At 45.5% G+C, this 16,054-nt stretch carries 19 protein-coding genes and 1 pseudogene; 13 read left to right on the forward strand and 7 right to left on the reverse strand.

The window, feature by feature from the left end:
• Window positions 1–20: 20 nt before the first annotated feature.
• From AB1L17_RS18155 to AB1L17_RS18165, 3 genes are all read right to left on the reverse strand, one after another.
• Window positions 21–884, reverse strand: a complete 864-nt coding sequence (locus tag AB1L17_RS18155; RefSeq protein ID WP_412846356.1) for a class II fructose-bisphosphate aldolase — start codon at window positions 882–884, stop codon at window positions 21–23.
• Between the two features lie 22 nt (window positions 885–906).
• Window positions 907–1,686: a DeoR/GlpR family DNA-binding transcription regulator gene (locus AB1L17_RS18160; protein ID WP_412846357.1), complete on the reverse strand. Its 780-nt coding sequence runs from the start codon at window positions 1,684–1,686 to the stop codon at window positions 907–909.
• A 188-nt stretch (window positions 1,687–1,874) separates the two neighbouring features.
• Complete coding sequence (locus AB1L17_RS18165) at window positions 1,875–2,747, reverse strand: LysR family transcriptional regulator (RefSeq protein ID WP_412846358.1); 873 nt, start codon at window positions 2,745–2,747, stop codon at window positions 1,875–1,877.
• Between the two features lie 148 nt (window positions 2,748–2,895).
• Here AB1L17_RS18165 and AB1L17_RS18170 point away from each other — a divergent pair, with 148 nt between their 5' ends.
• A complete protein-coding gene (locus tag AB1L17_RS18170; protein WP_412846359.1) occupies window positions 2,896–3,486 on the forward strand; it encodes a DJ-1/PfpI family protein in 591 nt (196 codons plus the stop codon).
• 62 nt (window positions 3,487–3,548) lie between these two features.
• On the forward strand, window positions 3,549–3,707 hold the full coding sequence (locus AB1L17_RS18175) for a hypothetical protein (protein ID WP_412846360.1): 159 nt from the start codon (window positions 3,549–3,551) through the stop codon (window positions 3,705–3,707).
• A gap of 41 nt (window positions 3,708–3,748) precedes the next feature.
• On the opposite strand, the gene AB1L17_RS18180 is transcribed toward AB1L17_RS18175, so the two are convergent.
• A complete protein-coding gene (locus AB1L17_RS18180; protein ID WP_412846443.1) occupies window positions 3,749–4,501 on the reverse strand; it encodes an SDR family NAD(P)-dependent oxidoreductase in 753 nt (250 codons plus the stop codon).
• A gap of 158 nt (window positions 4,502–4,659) precedes the next feature.
• Window positions 4,660–5,232: a TetR/AcrR family transcriptional regulator gene (locus AB1L17_RS18185; protein ID WP_412846362.1), complete on the reverse strand. Its 573-nt coding sequence runs from the start codon at window positions 5,230–5,232 to the stop codon at window positions 4,660–4,662.
• A 513-nt stretch (window positions 5,233–5,745) separates the two neighbouring features.
• On the opposite strand from AB1L17_RS18185, the gene AB1L17_RS18190 reads away from it, so the two are divergent.
• Window positions 5,746–5,937: a type 1 glutamine amidotransferase family protein gene (locus tag AB1L17_RS18190; RefSeq protein WP_412846363.1), complete on the forward strand. Its 192-nt coding sequence runs from the start codon at window positions 5,746–5,748 to the stop codon at window positions 5,935–5,937.
• Between the two features lie 123 nt (window positions 5,938–6,060).
• Here AB1L17_RS18190 and AB1L17_RS18195 read toward each other — a convergent pair whose 3' ends face one another.
• Window positions 6,061–6,549: a hypothetical protein gene (locus tag AB1L17_RS18195; RefSeq protein ID WP_412846364.1), complete on the reverse strand. Its 489-nt coding sequence runs from the start codon at window positions 6,547–6,549 to the stop codon at window positions 6,061–6,063.
• Between the two features lie 254 nt (window positions 6,550–6,803).
• Here AB1L17_RS18195 and AB1L17_RS18200 point away from each other — a divergent pair, with 254 nt between their 5' ends.
• The 10 genes and pseudogenes from AB1L17_RS18200 (at window position 6,804) to AB1L17_RS18245 (ending at window position 14,769) form a co-directional block, all read left to right on the forward strand.
• Entirely contained in the window at window positions 6,804–7,247 is a 444-nt protein-coding gene (locus AB1L17_RS18200) for a MarR family winged helix-turn-helix transcriptional regulator (protein WP_412846365.1), read from the forward strand.
• Window positions 7,248–7,299: 52 nt separating this feature from the next.
• Window positions 7,300–8,241: a ring-cleaving dioxygenase gene (locus AB1L17_RS18205; RefSeq protein WP_412846366.1), complete on the forward strand. Its 942-nt coding sequence runs from the start codon at window positions 7,300–7,302 to the stop codon at window positions 8,239–8,241.
• Window positions 8,242–8,257: 16 nt separating this feature from the next.
• Window positions 8,258–9,316: an LLM class flavin-dependent oxidoreductase gene (locus AB1L17_RS18210; RefSeq protein ID WP_412846367.1), complete on the forward strand. Its 1,059-nt coding sequence runs from the start codon at window positions 8,258–8,260 to the stop codon at window positions 9,314–9,316.
• Window positions 9,317–9,335: 19 nt separating this feature from the next.
• Entirely contained in the window at window positions 9,336–9,902 is a 567-nt protein-coding gene (locus AB1L17_RS18215) for an NADPH-dependent FMN reductase (RefSeq protein WP_412846368.1), read from the forward strand.
• A 136-nt stretch (window positions 9,903–10,038) separates the two neighbouring features.
• Window positions 10,039–10,269, forward strand: a pseudogene (locus tag AB1L17_RS18220) (GNAT family N-acetyltransferase); the annotation flags it as partial.
• A 62-nt stretch (window positions 10,270–10,331) separates the two neighbouring features.
• The gene (locus AB1L17_RS18225) at window positions 10,332–11,219 is read left to right on the forward strand and encodes a TIGR01777 family oxidoreductase (protein ID WP_412846369.1); all 888 of its coding nucleotides are present in this window, start codon (window positions 10,332–10,334) and stop codon (window positions 11,217–11,219) included.
• Entirely contained in the window at window positions 11,216–12,076 is an 861-nt protein-coding gene (locus AB1L17_RS18230; protein WP_412846370.1) for a helix-turn-helix domain-containing protein, read from the forward strand. The genes AB1L17_RS18225 and AB1L17_RS18230 overlap by 4 nt, the downstream gene beginning before the upstream one ends.
• A gap of 55 nt (window positions 12,077–12,131) precedes the next feature.
• Window positions 12,132–12,518 (forward strand): VOC family protein, encoded by a 387-nt coding sequence (locus AB1L17_RS18235; RefSeq protein WP_412846371.1) that lies wholly within the window; start codon window positions 12,132–12,134, stop codon window positions 12,516–12,518.
• A 102-nt stretch (window positions 12,519–12,620) separates the two neighbouring features.
• Window positions 12,621–13,160: an RNA polymerase sigma factor gene (locus AB1L17_RS18240; protein WP_412846372.1), complete on the forward strand. Its 540-nt coding sequence runs from the start codon at window positions 12,621–12,623 to the stop codon at window positions 13,158–13,160.
• A gap of 34 nt (window positions 13,161–13,194) precedes the next feature.
• Complete coding sequence (locus AB1L17_RS18245) at window positions 13,195–14,769, forward strand: YcdB/YcdC domain-containing protein (RefSeq protein WP_412846373.1); 1,575 nt, start codon at window positions 13,195–13,197, stop codon at window positions 14,767–14,769.
• A gap of 129 nt (window positions 14,770–14,898) precedes the next feature.
• Here the strand turns inward: AB1L17_RS18245 and AB1L17_RS18250 are convergent, their stop codons facing one another.
• Window positions 14,899–16,029, reverse strand: a complete 1,131-nt coding sequence (locus AB1L17_RS18250) for a YcdB/YcdC domain-containing protein (protein WP_412846374.1) — start codon at window positions 16,027–16,029, stop codon at window positions 14,899–14,901.
• Window positions 16,030–16,054 lie beyond the last annotated feature (25 nt).

Raw genomic sequence — 16,054 nt, forward strand, 5'->3', positions numbered from 1 at the left:
TCCCTTCCTGTCCTTTTTGATTAACGTACACTGGCTTTTCCAATACAACCGCACATCTCCATCTTCGCGAGAGCTACTTCTTTGACCGCCTGCTTGGCCTGCTTCATATAGGTACGCGGGTCGTTTTCATGCGGGTTGTTGTCAAATACACCCTTGATCGCTTGTGAAAACGCGATACGCAGCTCTGTCGCCACGTTCATTTTTGCCATGCCGAGCTGGACCGCCCGCTTCACCTGCTCCTCGGGAATTCCCGAACCGCCGTGCAACACGAGCGGTACAGAGACGCGCCGGGCAATCTCTTCGATGCGAGCAAAATCAATGCGTGTCTCCCCCTTGTAAATCCCGTGGGCCGTACCAATGGCCGGAGCCAGCGTATCCACGCCAGTCAGCTCGATAAATTTCTCGCACTCGACCGGGTCAGCAAGCGCAGCATCCGCATCGTCGACGACGAGATCGTCCTCCACGCCCCCGACCTTGCCGAGCTCTGCCTCCACATTGACACCGCGCTCCCTTGCCAGCTCCACTACACGCCGCGTCATCTCCGCATTTTCCGCAAAAGGATGCATCGACGCATCGATCATGACCGATGTATAGCCCGCTTCGATACAGCGCACGATCAGCTCTTCTTCATGACAATGATCCAAATGCAGGGCAATCGGCACCCGGGCCTCTTCAGAGGCTACCCGGGCGATTGCTGCTACATACTCCGGTCCGAGATGCCGGACCGTTCCGACAGTCGTCTGCAAAATGAGCGGTGCGTTCGCTTCGCAAGCCGCCTCCACTACTGCCTGGAGCATTTCCATCGTGTGTACGTTGAATGCCCCCACACAATAGCCTTGTTCCCTTGCCTTGCGCAGCATCTGTGTCGATGATACCAACGCCATAACGATTCCCCCGTTTCTCTTCTTACCTCGTCACGCCCTGCAAGCTCGCCAGCTCCAGGTTGATGCCTAGCTCCGCATACTTACTGACAAGATGCTTGGCAGCTGCATCTGTAATAATCCGATCCACATCAGACACCCCTGCAAATTTGGCCAAATGCGTCTCTCCAAACTTGCTGTGGTCAGCCAGCACGTATACCTTTCTGGCGCGCTCCATCATGACTTGGTTAATTTGTGCTTCTGCCAGATTCAGCGTCGTCAGCCCATTTTCGGGATGCACGCCATCTGCCCCGATAAAGCATTTGAAGACAGAAAGTCCACGCAAATTTTCCGCGGCCACCGAACCAACGAGCGCAAACGATTTGTGGCGCATCTCTCCCCCGATCAGGATGACGTGATGCTTACCTTGACTGTTCAACTCCATCGCGATGTTCACTGCATTGGTCACGACCGTCAGATCATTCATCCCGCGCAGCAGCTTGGCGAGCTCCATCATCGTAGTCCCTGCCCCGAGAATGACGGTGTCACCTGGCTGTATGTGCGACAGTGCCTGGTACGCAATCGCCTGCTTCTCTTCGCTTCGTTCTGCCAGCTTTTCTGTAAAGCTGCGCTCCAAGGGCAAGAAATTCGTAATCGTCGCTCCCCCGTGAATGCGCGTCAGCAGTCCATCGTTTTCGAGCTTGATCAAATCCTTTCGAATCGTCACTTCAGACACATCCAGCGCCAGACTCAATTGGCTGACGGTCACGCTTTGTTCTGCTTTCAATTGTTCGAGGATCTTGCTGTGCCGTTCGGCTGCCAGCATATTACTTCACTTCCTTACGATCACAGTTATTATTGTTTCGTTTTGTTTCTTATTTTGTTTCGTTTACTTTCACTTCGATCTTAGCATTGAAGAAAAACGGATGTCAAATGAAGTTGTTGAATTTTCCAAAAATAAAACAGTCTGCTCAGGTTAATACCCAAACAGACTGTCAGTTGCTTGCTGCTTTTCTATTCTACTTCCCGATTCTCCAGCATGAACTCAATAAACTTCTTGTGCGCCCGTGAGAGCCACTTGTTTTTATGGTAGGCAATTTGCGAATAGAACATGAGCTCTTCCTCGCACTCTATCATTTTCATTTTTTGCTCACGCAACAATGCTTCGACGCTAATATACGGCATTAAGCTGACGCCTAGCCCGTTCACGACACTCTGTTTAATCGCTTCCATGCTGGAGAACTCCAGGTGATGATTTGGCTGAATTCCCCTTTTTTCCAAAAAGCACTGAAAAAACCGTCGCAAGGCACAGTGCTCTCCGCTGAAAATCATACATGCATCGCCAGCATCTTCTATTTTGGCAAAGGAATGATCGCGCCCCCCGATAAAAACCAGCCGTTCCGTAGAGAACTGTTCCACAATCAAATTCGGATCATCGAGCTTCGGTTCCAGCGTGATCACGATATCCAGCAGCCCCTCGTGCAGCTTTTCCCGCAAGCGAATGCAATCGTCCATTACAAACGAAATATTCACGCCCGGGTAGCTCGTTCTGTACTTGGACAAAATGTCGCCCAGCCGATAGATCGTAATCGTCTCCGATGCTCCGATACGCAGCTCACCATGCAGCGTTTGTTCATTCGCAGAAATATCCTTGATCTTCGCATACGAAACTAGCAATTCCTCTACATACGTGTACAGCTCACGACCATAGGCTGTTAACTGAATTTTCTTTCCCAATCGATCAAACAACGGGACACCCATTCCTTCTTCCAGCTGTTGTATATGGGATGTAATGGTCGCCTGTGAATATTGCAGGGCTTGTGCAGCCTTCGTAAAGCTGTTGAAGTCGACGACTGCCTTAAAGGTTTGAAATTGACGAATCTCCATGCTGCTCCCCCTTGCCGTCCTGTTTATTATTAGAAATCCTGAAGGTCATCTTCAGAACTTTCATTTTTACTAATAACTAATGATAGCATATCATTCTTGGTAAGTACCGGTACGGCAAGAACGATTCGAGAACAGGAGCTGATTTTTGATGAAAAAAGTATGTTTGTTATTGCCGAATGGCTTTGAGGCAGTAGAAGCTAGCGTATTTACGGACGTGATCGGCTGGAACAAGGAAGAAGGCGACGGAGCAACCGAGCTGGTGACCGTTGGGACGCGAAAAGAATTAAAATGTACGTGGAACTTTACGGTGATTCCCGAGATGGTCATCGATGAGGCTGATGTCAACGACTTCGATGCATTGGCATTGCCTGGCGGTTTCGAGCATGCGGGCTTTTATGAAGATGCCTATCGCGAAGACGTACTTGCCTTCATCCGTGAATTCGAAAAACAAGGAAAAGTGATCGCCTCCATCTGTGTCGGTGCACTGCCCCTCGGGAAAAGCGGGATTTTGCAAGGGCGGAATGCAACGACCTACAACCTGAACAACCAATTGAGGCAAAAGCAGCTGGCTGCGATGGGCGCCAATGTCATTCCGGATCAATCCATCGTGATCGACAATAATGTGATCACCTCGTACAATCCATCAACTGCTTTCGATGTAGCGTTTACGCTGCTCGAGTCGCTGACGAACAAGGAAAACACGGACAATGTAAAACGTTTGATGGGGTTCCTTGTATAAACAAGCCGGAGAATAAGAACATCCTATCCATCACACCCTACTGGCAAAAGGAGTGGTGATTCATGGAGAAAAAGCGAGATTCTGCCGAGCACGAGCCTACAGTAGCGCCAAGCATGTACGGTCATGATCCCTTGGAAGAAAAGCCGACGGACGAAGAAGTGGAAAAAGGGGATTACACGCGGGTAACGCGGCTGTTCCTGGATCGTACGCCGGAAGAGTAAAGACGGGATTGCTCCCGTCTTTTTTGTTTACTGCTCTTGAATTATTTAAAAGACGTATACCCATCCTCAACCAAAATGGTGCTTCCGTTAATCGCGCGTGCTTCATCTGAGGCCAAAAATGCCACTACGTTCGCGATATCTTCTGGCGCTGTGAATTGCTTTGTCATTTGTTTATCAGTCATGATGTGCGCCTTGCCTGCTTCTTTGAGCGGGGTATAAATAGGCGTATCCACTACTCCAGGCGCGACGCCAACTACACGGATGCCATAAGGAGCATACTCCAAAGCAGCAGTTTGAGTCATTAATTTAACGGCTGCTTTGGACGCATTATAGCTGAATGTACGTTCATTTGCTAAAAAACCAAAGATGGAAGATGTATTGATAATGGTCCCTTGAATTTCCAACTCTTTCATTTTGCGTCCTGCTGCCAAAATGCCGTAATATACGCCGTCTTGGTTCACTTTTACGATTTTTTCATACATCTCTGGCTCGAGCTCAAGTAAAGGAGTTGCCTTTACAATCCCCGCATTGTTAAAGATCGTATCAATCCGACCATACGTTTCCACTGTGAAGTTCACTAACTCTTCCACTTGTTTGAATTCGCTTACATCTACTTTTTTGAATACAGCCTCTCCGCCCTTTTCCTTGAGCATTGCCACTGTTTCATTGCCAAGCTCTTCATTAAAATCCGCTACAACAACCTTTGCCCCTTCTTCTACAAATTTCAGGCAAGTTGTACGTCCAATTCCGCTTGCTCCACCGGTAATAACGGCTACTTTGTCTTTTAATCTCATCATAAAACCCTCCGGATCATTTGAGATTTTCGTTCGGACGTCCGTCCGAATCAGTACGATTTTATTATAGTACGCTTTTTATAATTTGCAACTCCCCTATTTTTACGAATATGCTCAAATTAAAAAGCCCAAAGTAACTTGGACTTTTTGCGATGCTTTTACACTTTTTCATCTTCTGCCGCTTGTACATACTGCTTCACTATCTTTTTGAACATGAGGAAGGTGTCTTCCAGCTTTTCTTGCGAAGTCCCTTGCAATAACTGCAATCCAAATCCATCGGTAAACGTCAAAATGAATCTTGCAAGTGTTGGATGAGCGACTCCTAAGCTCAATTCTTCATCGAGGATCGCATTAACCAACTGGTCTTGCAAAAGTTTGGTTTGTTCAGCCAAAATTGGATTCCACATAGCTGAACAAAGCAAATCAAAATATACCTTGAATAACGGGAATTGATTTGTATTTCGTACCCATACATATTCGATTGTTTTTTCGATTCGATCTAAGGGATCCCGGATGTCTTCGAGGTATTTTCGTAAAGCATGAATCTCTGCTTTCATAAGTTCAGTCGTAGCTTCTACCAACAATCCTTCTTTACCTGAAAAGTAATAATGAATTTGACTTAATGACACTTGGGCCTTATTTGAAATATCTCTAAGTGAAACAGATGCACTGCCTTTTTCAGCGATACAATCAAATGTTGCTTTTAGTATTTTTTCCTTAACACTTGCCATTTCATTTCACTCCTGCATTTATTACTGATTTGAAACTGATTCCGAAACCGCTGAATAAACATGTTTGCCACCTGCGAGCATTTATTCGCCCCAGAACTCACCCACCCTAATGTGATTGGCTCTTGCTTCACACCAACAATTTTGAGCTTGACGAGCTCACCACTCAACGAATGTGGACTTGCAGTAGCTATCGCATTCCTCCGGCGTTACTTTCTTCTTGGCAGAGAGCGGAGAGTCCTTCCCAAATCGGCTCAAACACCATTCCTGTCCCGATTGCCGTGGCATCTCCTCTTATTCCGATGAGCCCGATATCTACTTTTATTTTGTTTCATTTCATGTAAGATTTCATCGGACACTGCTTCTATGATTCGGAAAGCAACATTCGGATAATCATTTTTGAAGCCGGATACCGTTCTTACCAAAGAGCTCATCACCCCCGGAATTTATTTTTCGATAACTCGACCATAGAATAGCACCTGTACCCAAAATCTCAAAGTACAGGAGGTAATATAGATGGCAAAACAAATCTTGATGCTGGTCACCAATCATACAGATATGCAGGAAGGCAAAAAGACAGGAATCTGGCTGTCTGAGTTCGCGGAGGCTTATCTGGCCTTCGAAAACAAAGACTATGCGATCACAGTAGCCAACCCATTAAGCGGAACTGGCCCAATTGACCCTGGCAGCGTAGACGACCAGCAGTAGTAAGCAAATTGGGCGAATCATACACGTGAGGCTGATAGACGAATAATATCAGCCTCCTCTCATAATGGTAGATAAAGATAACGCCGCTCCTGACAAATGGAGCGGCGCAATCTTTCAAACAGTTTAATGCTGTCCTATCTCGTTTAACCATGATCTAAGATTTTCTTGCATATCTGGATATGTTCCATCTTTATTTTTCCTCAATGTTACCCACTGTAAATGATGCGGGAGATTGCATATTTTTAATCGGAGCTCATTCAACTCTCCCGTATAATCCTCTAATATTAGCAACCGTTCACCCTCTAATGTTTCCTTTCCAAACGCTTCATATTTTACTTCATTGAGTTTTGTAGTGGTATGCCAGTGCGTGTATGTGCACCAACGGAAATTTCCTGGTAGTCTATGCAATTTCATATTCAATTCTTCCATATCTTCTCTTTTTACATATGATCCGATTATTTCAGAATCTAATTCGATTCTCGGATCGAACTCTTTACAATCAATGATAATCTCATAATCTGCATTTTTTTCATTATGATAGTGAAATAGGATTTCTCTTAAGTTGTTTAAGGCAATTTCCTTCCCGAAGTAAATTCCTGATTTTTTCTCCATAAATGATCCCCTATTTCATAAATAGTGTGCATTGCCTTTAATCGGTACCCCATTTGGGCAATGCCTTGTTTTATACTTCCATTGGAATTTTCGGGACCAGAATAGTCAATCCTGCCATTATGCTCATCAAATACAAGTTTCTCTGTAAATAAATACCAAAATTTCAACACATCACTTCCAGATGAAAAACGCTTGCTTTTTTATCAATTGATTAGTAAAGTGATAATAAGCTCAGCGAAGGGAGGCAAACTAACATGCGTAATAACACGATAGGCTCATTGATCTGGTTACGCTTAATGCGGTTTACCACCCAAAGCAACCAGCTATCAAATGATTTCCTAAAAAGATTTGATTTAACAACCGCTCAATTCGATGTCCTGATGCAAATTAGCGTTTATCAGCCTCTTACCCAATCGGAGTTAGCCGAGAAGGTAACCGTTACCCAAGGTGGTATTTCTCGCATGCTCGTACGACTTGAAAAAGAGGGCTACATTGCACGGAAACAGGATTGGAAAACAAAAACGATCAGCCTTACAGAAAAAGGGGAAGCGGTACTGAAACAAGCCTTTCCTGAACAACTAGCGTTTCAATCGTCTTTCTTTGACGAAGTACTCAGCGAAGAAGAACAAAAAACGCTTTACACCCTCATGACACGCGTTCATAAAAATAGCCAAAAAAAAGAATTACCGCCTGTGTAATTTTTTTTTACACCATCACTTGATTAGTCAAGTTAAATAAGGAGGGACTATCATGTACACCATTCCAGGCCATCACCACGTCTCTATGTTAACCAAACACGCTCCATCGAATAATCACTTTTATCAAAACGTATTGGGACTGCGAAGAGTGAAAAAGACCGTTAACCAAGACGATCCGTCGATGTATCACCTGTTTTACGGAGATATGACTGGCAGTGCCGGAACAGAGTTGTCGTTTTTTGAAATGCCTATGGTCGGAAAGACTGTACGCGGCACGAATGCGATCACCCGTATCGGACTGCTCGTACCTTCATTGGAGAGCTTGGTCTTCTGGCAAAAACGCTTTGAGCAGCTGAATGTTCACCATGGCGACATCACCAAGTATGCTGGCCGCGATGCCCTGCACTTCGAGGACCAAGAAGGCCTGCGCATGATTCTGATCAATAACAACAGCGAAGACGTTCCGTCACAATGGGCAGCATGGGGCGAATCTGCAATCGAAGAACAGCATCGCATCTTGGGAATCGGCACGGTTGAGATCACCGTTCGTTCCTTGGACAAATTAGCCAGTTTGTTAAAAGACACGTTCGGTTATACCGAAGTAGCGCGCTCGGGGCAAGAAGCGATCTATCAATCCGTCCCTGGGAAGTCCTTCGGGGAAATTGTCATCAAGCAGGAAGAGGGAACACCTGAAAAACCGGGACGAGGGAGTGTCCATCACTTGGCGATCCGCGTGAACAACGATGAAGAGCTGCAATATTGGGATGACGCCGTTCGAAAACGCGGCTTCCGTTCAACCGGAGTGATCGATCGTTTCTACTTCAAGAGCTTGTATTTCCGTGAATCAAACGGCATTTTGTTCGAAATCGCAACAGACGGCCCTGGCTTCACAGCAGATTCAACCGTCGAGGCGCTTGGAAAAGCATTGGATTTACCTCCATTCCTCGAAGGACGTCGTGCAGAAATTGAAGCAAAATTGACACCACTTGACTAAAAAGGAGCGAATCCACATGGAACAATATCGTATCGACACCAAAAAGGGACTGGAATTCGGCTTGTATTCCATTGGGGACCATACCCCGAACCCGCACACTGGCTCAAAAATCTCTGCCGAACAGCGCATCAAGGAATTAATCGAGGCAAGCAAACTGGCAGATGAAGCAGGACTTGATGTATTCGCGGTCGGCGAAAGTCACCAGACGCATTTTACGACACAAGCCCATACGGTCATTCTCGGAGCAATCGCACAAGCAACGAAAAACATTAAAATCGCCAGCTCTGCGACAGTATTGAGCACCTCCGATCCAGTTCGTGTCTATGAAGACTTTGCTACCTTGGATTTGATCTCCAATGGTCGGGCTGAGATTGTCGCAGGACGAGGTTCCCGAGTAGGGGCGTACAGCCTCCTCGGCTACGATGTGCGCGACTATGAAGAACTGTTCGAAGAAAAAATGGAGCTGCTCCTTAAGCTGAATAACGAAGATCGCATTACGTGGGAAGGGCAATTCCGCGCACCGTTAGAAAATGCGACAATCCTGCCGCAGCCACTACAAGGACGTTTGCCCATCTGGCGAGCAGTAGGGGGACCGCCTGCGAGTGCGATCAAAGCCGGTCAAGCAGGGGTGCCCATGATGCTGACGACACTCGGAGGTCCTGCCATCAACTTCAAAGGCTCTGTCGATGCCTATCGGGAGGCTGCGAAGCAAAATGGCCATGACCCAGCCACCTTGCCAGTCGCGACAACGAGCTTGTTTTATACAGCTGACAAAACTTCGGATGCGCTACGCGAGTACTATCCGCATCTAAACGGTGGTTTTATCGCACTGCGTGGCGGTGGATATCCGAAGCAGCAGTTCGCGCAAGCTGTCGATTACCGTGATGCGCTAATGATCGGTAGCCCAGATGTCATCGTTGAGAAAATGCTCTATCAGTACGAAATGTACGGGCAACAGCGCTTCATGGCGCAAATCGATTTTGGTGGCGTTCCGTTTGATAAGATTGCCAAAAACATTGAGCTGATCGCAACGAAAATCTTGCCAGAAGTGAAAAAGCATACAACCAAATCCTAACAAAAAAGGAGTGGCACCTATGAAAATCGTCGGAATTGCAGGATCTAACGTAGGCTCGAAAACAAGAACAGTCATGGATTTGACACTCAAAAAAGCACAGGAAAAATACCCGGATGCAGAAATTACGCTGCTTGACCTGGCGGAGTACAATCTCGTCTTCAGTGACGGTCGGAATTACACGGATTACGAAGGCGATACCAAGTTCGTGACCGAAACCATCATGGGAGCAGATGCACTTATCATCGGAACCCCGACGTTCCAAGCATCCATCCCAGCCACATTGAAGAACATATTTGACCTGTTGCCCGTCAACGCCTTCCGCGATAAAGTGGTCAGCGTATTGGTTACGGCAGGAACCTCCAAGCACTATCTCATGGCAGAACAACAGTTGAAGCCGATCCTGTCTTATATGAAGGCACACATTGTTCCCACTTATGTCTTTATCGAAGAGAAGGACTTCAACCGCAAAGAAATCATCAATGATGATATTCACTTCCGTCTGGAGCGACTGGTTGAGGATACGTTACTGCTAGTCGAAGCCTATACGCGGATTCGGGAGCAAAAAGATGCAGAGTACGATTTTTAATCGAGTGCATTTTATCTCGAATCAAAGAAGCTTAACGCAAAGGAATTACCCAAATAATTTAGGAGGTGATTGTCATGTAGTAATTATCTGAAGACCCAAACATGACACCGCCGCTCCTCCTTGGAAGCATCACTACCTTATTATGATTGGCGTAAAACCAGAGGCTCAAGGCAAGGGAATCGGCAAAATCCTGATGCAGCACCTGTTTCAATCGATAAAGGATGACCCAGAATCGCAAGGAATCGCACTTGATACGGAAAACGAAGAGAATGTAGCTTTGTATCAAAAACTCGGGTTTACGTTACGAGAGACAACAAAAATGGATCAGGTACATGTGTTTTGTATGGTCTATCAAAAAAATCGCTAGGATGACGGTTTATGTTACAATTATTGTAAGAAATTCAACACCGAAGAAAGCGAGTTGATCTTATGAAAAAGAAAGTCATCCTGGCCGGCGGCACTGGCTTTATTGGCAAGTATCTGGCAGACAAATTCAATCAACTTGGCTACGAAGTAAGCATCATTGCAAGAACTTCCCCTCATATAGCGTGGGACAATCACGCAAAGATCGTGGAAGCTTTGGAAGATTCCGAGCTGCTCATCAATCTGGCGGGCAAATCCGTCAATTGTCGATATCATGAGAAGAACAAGCAAGAAATCCTGCGGTCGCGGACAGAGACCACCCACATACTCGGCAAAGCCATATTGGCCTGCAAAAACCCGCCACCACTATGGATCAATTCCAGTACGGCCACAATTTACAGACATGCCGAGGATCGTCCCATGACAGAAGCAAGAGGGGAGATCGGAACAGGCTTCTCCGTAGATGTCGCCAAAGAGTGGGAGACAGCCTTCTTTTCCTTTGATTTGCCGCATACCAGACAAGTAGCCTTACGTATGGCGATCGTGCTGGGCGAAAATGGCGGTGTGATCGAGCCTTACAAAAACCTCGTCCGCTTTGGGCTTGGCGGCGTTCAAGGGTCGGGAAATCAGCGCTTTAGCTGGATTCATGTCGAGGATATCTACCAGATCATTCTCTTCTTGAAGGAGAGAACAGATTTAAGCGGCGTATTCAATTGTTCTTCTCCTTACCCGATTACAAATCGTGAGTTCATGCAGCATTTTCGCAACGTAATGAATCGAAGCTTCGGCCTGCCATCTCCCAAGTGGATGCTGGAAATGGGAGCGATTATGATCGGAACGGAAACAGAGTTGGTGCTGAAGAGTCGTTGGGTCATACCAGAAAGGCTTGAGAGTGAAGGGTACCAGTTCCGCTTTGCCCATATTGATAAGACCTTGCAGGCTATTTTGAAATGACCGGCAAACCTTCCAACAACTATGTGCTACACGCAAAAAGCAAGCAATTTTACTGGGAAGGGGATGGGCAGCTTTCCATTAAAACCTTCAGCAACGGAAGGGCTCATTATAAGACGAATAAAGGCTTTTTTGCTGTGGAAGAAAGCAGGTATTTGCTGCTAAACGAAGGGGAGTATACTATTTCCATCGATGAATCGGAGGAAGTAGAATCGTTTTGTCTCTTTTTCAAGCATGGTTTTGCTGAAGAGATTGTAAGCACGCTTGTGGAATCAATGGATCGACTTCTTAGTGATCCTTTTAAGGAAGCAGCTTCTGTCGGTTTCTTTGAAAAAACCTACCATACGAGCAACACACTCGCTTCTCAGATAACGACTTTGAAAGAGAGCTTCACCATACTAGAGCAGGGCTCGCTCGGTTATGAAGAACAATTTCACAAGATCATGCAAACCATATTGCTCGGCCATTTGGATATTAGGAAAGAAATCGACTCTTTGCATGCGCTCCGACAGTCTACACGCGAAGAATTATATAGAAGAGTCAGTATCGCCCATGATTATATACGCGCATTTTACGATCAACCCATAAAGCTGGATAAGATCGCGCAGATTGCTTGTCTATCTCCCAACCACTTGCTACGCGCATACGCCCAAGTGTATGGCAAAACACCTCACCAGCATATTTCGGAATATCGGATACAAAAAGCAAAACAGCTTTTAACCAAGCCGGACTTCAGTATGACGGACATCACCTTTGAGCTTGGCTTCCATAATCCCGTTTCCTTTAGCAAAATGTTTAAGCAGCATGTAGGCATCTCTCCTCTACAATACAGAAAAAAAGTGATTTTGGATAAGAAATAATCCGTGGGCTTGTTTATGATGAGGAAGACATGATAACAGAGGGGAGCTACTATCCATGCAAACGAATCTGATCCAAAAAGTAGGGCAAATCGGCATACCTGTCAAAAACCTGGAAAAAGCCATCCATTTTTATAAAGAGCAGCTCGGGCTTCCTCTTTTGTTTCAAACCAGCAACATGGCGTTTTTTGACTGTAACGGACTTCGCCTCATGCTGAGCCTTCCTGAAAAGGAGCAATTTGCTCACGCCAGCTCCGTCGTTTACTTTCAGGTGGAAGACATTCAATCCGCTTTTGAAGCATTAAAGAATAAAGACGTTACTTTTATCGATCAGCCACATCTCGTAGCCAAAATGGGGCAAACGGAAACATGGATGACCTTCTTCAAAGACACAGAAGAGAATACGCATGCCTTAGTGAGTGAAGTACAAGGAGTGACCGTTTAATTTTGAACGGTCTCTTTTTTTTCTCAAAAATCCCGCGACCTTTTTCCAGTTTCTTACGACTAATAGATGAGCATTATATTTCGTGGTTTAGGAGGAGCTTTTTTGCATGATATAGAGCAACAGATATTGTCCATCCATAAGCAGTATCATTTGGATATTTATCAGTTCCTTCTCTACTTTACTGGAAACCACACCGAAGCTGAGGATCTGACACAGGAAGTATTTATTCGTCTGTTAAAAGCTCTCCCCACCTACGATGGGCGCTCTGAGATGAAGACGTGGATCTTTTCGATTGCCAAATATACAGCGATTGATGCGTACCGCCGCAGAAAAATGTACGAGCTGCTACCGAGCGAGTGGCTAAAAAGGCTTCATTCCAAAGATGACATTCCAGAGACCTCTTGGGAGAGAAAAGAAACGCAGCATGAATTGATGAGTGCGATCAGAAAGTTAAAGCCTGCGTACCGCCTGGCAGTTTATTTGCGTGGAATCAAGGAATTCAGCACCAAAGAGACGGCAGAAATCCTCGGATGTACAGAATCCAAGGTAAAAACTGATTATAGCCGCGGATTGCAGATCTTACAGCAGAAGCTCAAGCCCCATTACTATCCGGGAGGGTTGCAAACTGAAAACTTTAAATGATAGTGAAAAAGAGCTTCTCGACCAACTAAAAGAGATGTCCCTTTCTGAAAAGCCCCGGGAAGATTTCGTAACGTATCTGCAAAACGATTTGCAAACAAGAGCACGAAAATTAAAGCAACAACAAAAATTACTGGTGCTTTCCAAAGCAGGTGGAGTCGCAGCGGCTGCTTTTTTGGTCATTGGACTTGCGAATATGCATGACGTGGGTGTTGAAAAACCACTAACGGTTTCTCTTCCACCGACCGAGGTCGTCGAGCAGCCCAAAAACCAGACGCCCACTAAACCCAATCAAGAAAAGACGACAGAACCTACGCCACAAAAAACGAATCTCCCGGCCAAGACGACTCCACCAAACACAAACAAAGCACGGACCGAGCCAGTTAATAAAACCCAGACTGAAGAGAACAGGCAGACTCCACCTCCAACTGGAGAAAGCCAAATGAGACCACCAGTCACCGTCATCCCACCTGTAAATCGGCCAGTAAACCCGCCTGATATCCCAGCTCCGGCATGGGCCCATTTTCAAAAAATCGCGGGAGAAAAGGCCAGTGAATATCAGGTTCATCCCTCTCTCTCCAATGAGAAAACGGGGCAATATTACTTCACCAAAATGGTAAACGGGATTCCTTACCTGGATAGCGGCTATCTCATACATGTGCAGGGGGAGAAAAGTCAGTCTTTGGCTCTAAGTAGCAATAAACAACTAAATACGCAGCTGTTTCCTGACCCGGCTAAAGCCATTCCGTTGGAACAGGCCAAACAAATCTTTGCGGAATCCGTGGAACTCGTCTATGTAAGAAAACAGTCGAAGCTACTCTATGTACCACGCTTATTCGGGAACATCAATGCCGTTGACGGAACCGTTAGAAAGGAAGGGCATAAGCAAATTATTTCCGTTACTCCACAAGGAAATCGAAGTGTACGAAATGAAATGGAGGCTGCTGCTTTGCTCTCCAAGGAGTTAGGTGTAACCCTAGATGAAATGACCCTTTGGAGAGAGTCATTCAAGCCTAGCACCAATGAACCTCAAAATAGTAAAGATTATAGATGGAATTCTCGCGATAATGAACAAAGTGTTTCACTGGAAGTGAATGCTAAGACAGGGCAGGTCATCAGCTATTTGTATATGGACAGAGAAAAGGACGATAAGAAGCCATCCGTTCAGAAGCCATTGCCTACCGAAGCGTATATTCAATCGGCTGCTCTCTTCTTAGAGAAGTTTTTGGATGAAAGCATTCAGCAATTACGTGTCAAGGATATCCACATGGGCTCCCAGAAAATTACCATCCAGTTCTATGCTATGCACCATAACATTGCTATTATCGATCGTTTCTTTGAGATTTCGATTGACCTTGAAACGCAACAAGTGATTGCTATGAATGGAGATTTGACGACTAACACGGCTTCCTTACCCGATCCCGATACTGTTATCCCACGCGAAACCGCAATCGGGCGTTTATTGGAAGATGATCCGCTTGAGCTGGTGTACGCCAACAGCACCGAGCAACCAGGTGCTACTCCAACTCCACAATTGGTTTATACGATTATTAAAAAAGAGACTGCTCGAACCGGGATTGATGCGGGATCAGGTAAAAGAGTGAAATGGTAGGAAACAAACCGCAATATATGAGAAAGCCTCCGAATGATCGGAGGCTTTGTTCATGAAAGGTCGCAGCATTTTGTCTTTCGGAACAAGAAAGAAAGGCCCCCGAATCATCATCGGAGGCCACTCTTGTATCTATTTATTTTCTTCATTCCAAGGCTTTTCTATGTTCTTGAAATGTTCTTCAAAATTGTAGTCGTCTTCTTCTACTGCTTCCACGTTAACCGCGTAGATTTCTCCATTTTGCGCGACAACAACTTTAAGAAACTTGAGATACCCAGAATGACCTTTTAAAGGTGTGGTAAATCCAACGATTGTTCCCGTATCATTCTTTTCAGAATACGGTGTTCCAAGTCCCACGAATTTATACTTCTCACTATCCTCGAAAACCTGCTGAACAAACTGACCCGCTTTTACCTTTGCCACCTCTTTGCTAATGGGATTATTGGATTTTACCTCTTTATCATGCAGGTCTAGATGGTTCAGATCCCCTGTGATATTGTCGATCCTAAAGATCGCTCCTTCCGAACGAAACGTGACCTCATCCCTGAATAAGCTATTCTCTGGTCTCTCATGCTTCTCGCTGCCCTTATAGTCCTTTCTTTCTATTTCATATGACAGTCCTTCCAGTTCAGGAACTACCTCATATAACTGCTCGACACTTTCCTGTACTTTCTTATCCAACTTGGCTTCCGTTAAAACGGGTTCTACGCTATAGATGACACCATCCGTGTCTACCACTACAGCAAAATTAACGGCTTCGTCATTGTTGGTCGTAAACAATACCCTTTTGGCATTACGTTCAACATCGGCTTCGTTTCCTTCTTCATCCTCATTGCTAATGAAGATTTCCACCTCTTTGACGCCATCCAATTTGTATGATTCAAACTGATCATCCAATATTTCTTGCAGGAAATCTGTTGCTTTATCTTTTGCCAAATCATCAGAAGGCGGATTCGTTGAGTGCTCCAGATAGGAAGTGTGCTTAAAAGAAACGATATCTCCCGTCTTCTTGTCAATTTCGATGAACGCGGAAGGATGATCCCCTCTGTTCGATTTTGCCAGGTTGATCGTATATCTTCCTCCCTGGTCATTTACGTCAGCATTTTCATACTTTTTTAATTCAGGCACCTGCTCCAGCACTTCTTCATATGTCTTTTTCACACGATCAGGCAATTGAACATCCTTGTCTTTGGCCCAAACCGGCGTGCTCGACATCAAGGTGGCTGCGATCAGCACAGCTAAGGTAGAACTTACTCTTTTCATGGGAAACCCTCCACATCATTATTCG

Source organism: Brevibacillus jepli, from assembly GCF_047229145.1.
GTDB lineage: Bacteria > Bacillota > Bacilli > Brevibacillales > Brevibacillaceae > Brevibacillus.

Excerpts from the sequence above, each read along its gene's own strand:
- AB1L17_RS18250 (WP_412846374.1), bottom strand. The coding sequence starts at position 16,029 with ATGAAAAGAGTAAGTTCTACCTTAGCTGTGCTGATCGCAGCCACCTTG.
- AB1L17_RS18170 (WP_412846359.1), top strand. The coding sequence starts at position 2,896 with ATGAAAAAAGTATGTTTGTTATTGCCGAATGGCTTTGAGGCAGTAGAA.
- AB1L17_RS18175 (WP_412846360.1), top strand. The coding sequence starts at position 3,549 with ATGGAGAAAAAGCGAGATTCTGCCGAGCACGAGCCTACAGTAGCGCCA.
- AB1L17_RS18155 (WP_412846356.1), bottom strand. The coding sequence starts at position 884 with ATGGCGTTGGTATCATCGACACAGATGCTGCGCAAGGCAAGGGAACAA.
- AB1L17_RS18180 (WP_412846443.1), bottom strand. The coding sequence starts at position 4,501 with ATGAGATTAAAAGACAAAGTAGCCGTTATTACCGGTGGAGCAAGCGGA.
- AB1L17_RS18165 (WP_412846358.1), bottom strand. The coding sequence starts at position 2,747 with ATGGAGATTCGTCAATTTCAAACCTTTAAGGCAGTCGTCGACTTCAAC.
- AB1L17_RS18185 (WP_412846362.1), bottom strand. The coding sequence starts at position 5,232 with ATGGCAAGTGTTAAGGAAAAAATACTAAAAGCAACATTTGATTGTATC.
- AB1L17_RS18205 (WP_412846366.1), top strand. The coding sequence starts at position 7,300 with ATGTACACCATTCCAGGCCATCACCACGTCTCTATGTTAACCAAACAC.
- AB1L17_RS18215 (WP_412846368.1), top strand. The coding sequence starts at position 9,336 with ATGAAAATCGTCGGAATTGCAGGATCTAACGTAGGCTCGAAAACAAGA.
- AB1L17_RS18200 (WP_412846365.1), top strand. The coding sequence starts at position 6,804 with ATGCGTAATAACACGATAGGCTCATTGATCTGGTTACGCTTAATGCGG.
- AB1L17_RS18190 (WP_412846363.1), top strand. The coding sequence starts at position 5,746 with ATGGCAAAACAAATCTTGATGCTGGTCACCAATCATACAGATATGCAG.
- AB1L17_RS18225 (WP_412846369.1), top strand. The coding sequence starts at position 10,332 with ATGAAAAAGAAAGTCATCCTGGCCGGCGGCACTGGCTTTATTGGCAAG.
- AB1L17_RS18160 (WP_412846357.1), bottom strand. The coding sequence starts at position 1,686 with ATGCTGGCAGCCGAACGGCACAGCAAGATCCTCGAACAATTGAAAGCA.
- AB1L17_RS18235 (WP_412846371.1), top strand. The coding sequence starts at position 12,132 with ATGCAAACGAATCTGATCCAAAAAGTAGGGCAAATCGGCATACCTGTC.
- AB1L17_RS18245 (WP_412846373.1), top strand. The coding sequence starts at position 13,195 with ATGTCCCTTTCTGAAAAGCCCCGGGAAGATTTCGTAACGTATCTGCAA.
- AB1L17_RS18195 (WP_412846364.1), bottom strand. The coding sequence starts at position 6,549 with ATGGAGAAAAAATCAGGAATTTACTTCGGGAAGGAAATTGCCTTAAAC.
- AB1L17_RS18230 (WP_412846370.1), top strand. The coding sequence starts at position 11,216 with ATGACCGGCAAACCTTCCAACAACTATGTGCTACACGCAAAAAGCAAG.
- AB1L17_RS18210 (WP_412846367.1), top strand. The coding sequence starts at position 8,258 with ATGGAACAATATCGTATCGACACCAAAAAGGGACTGGAATTCGGCTTG.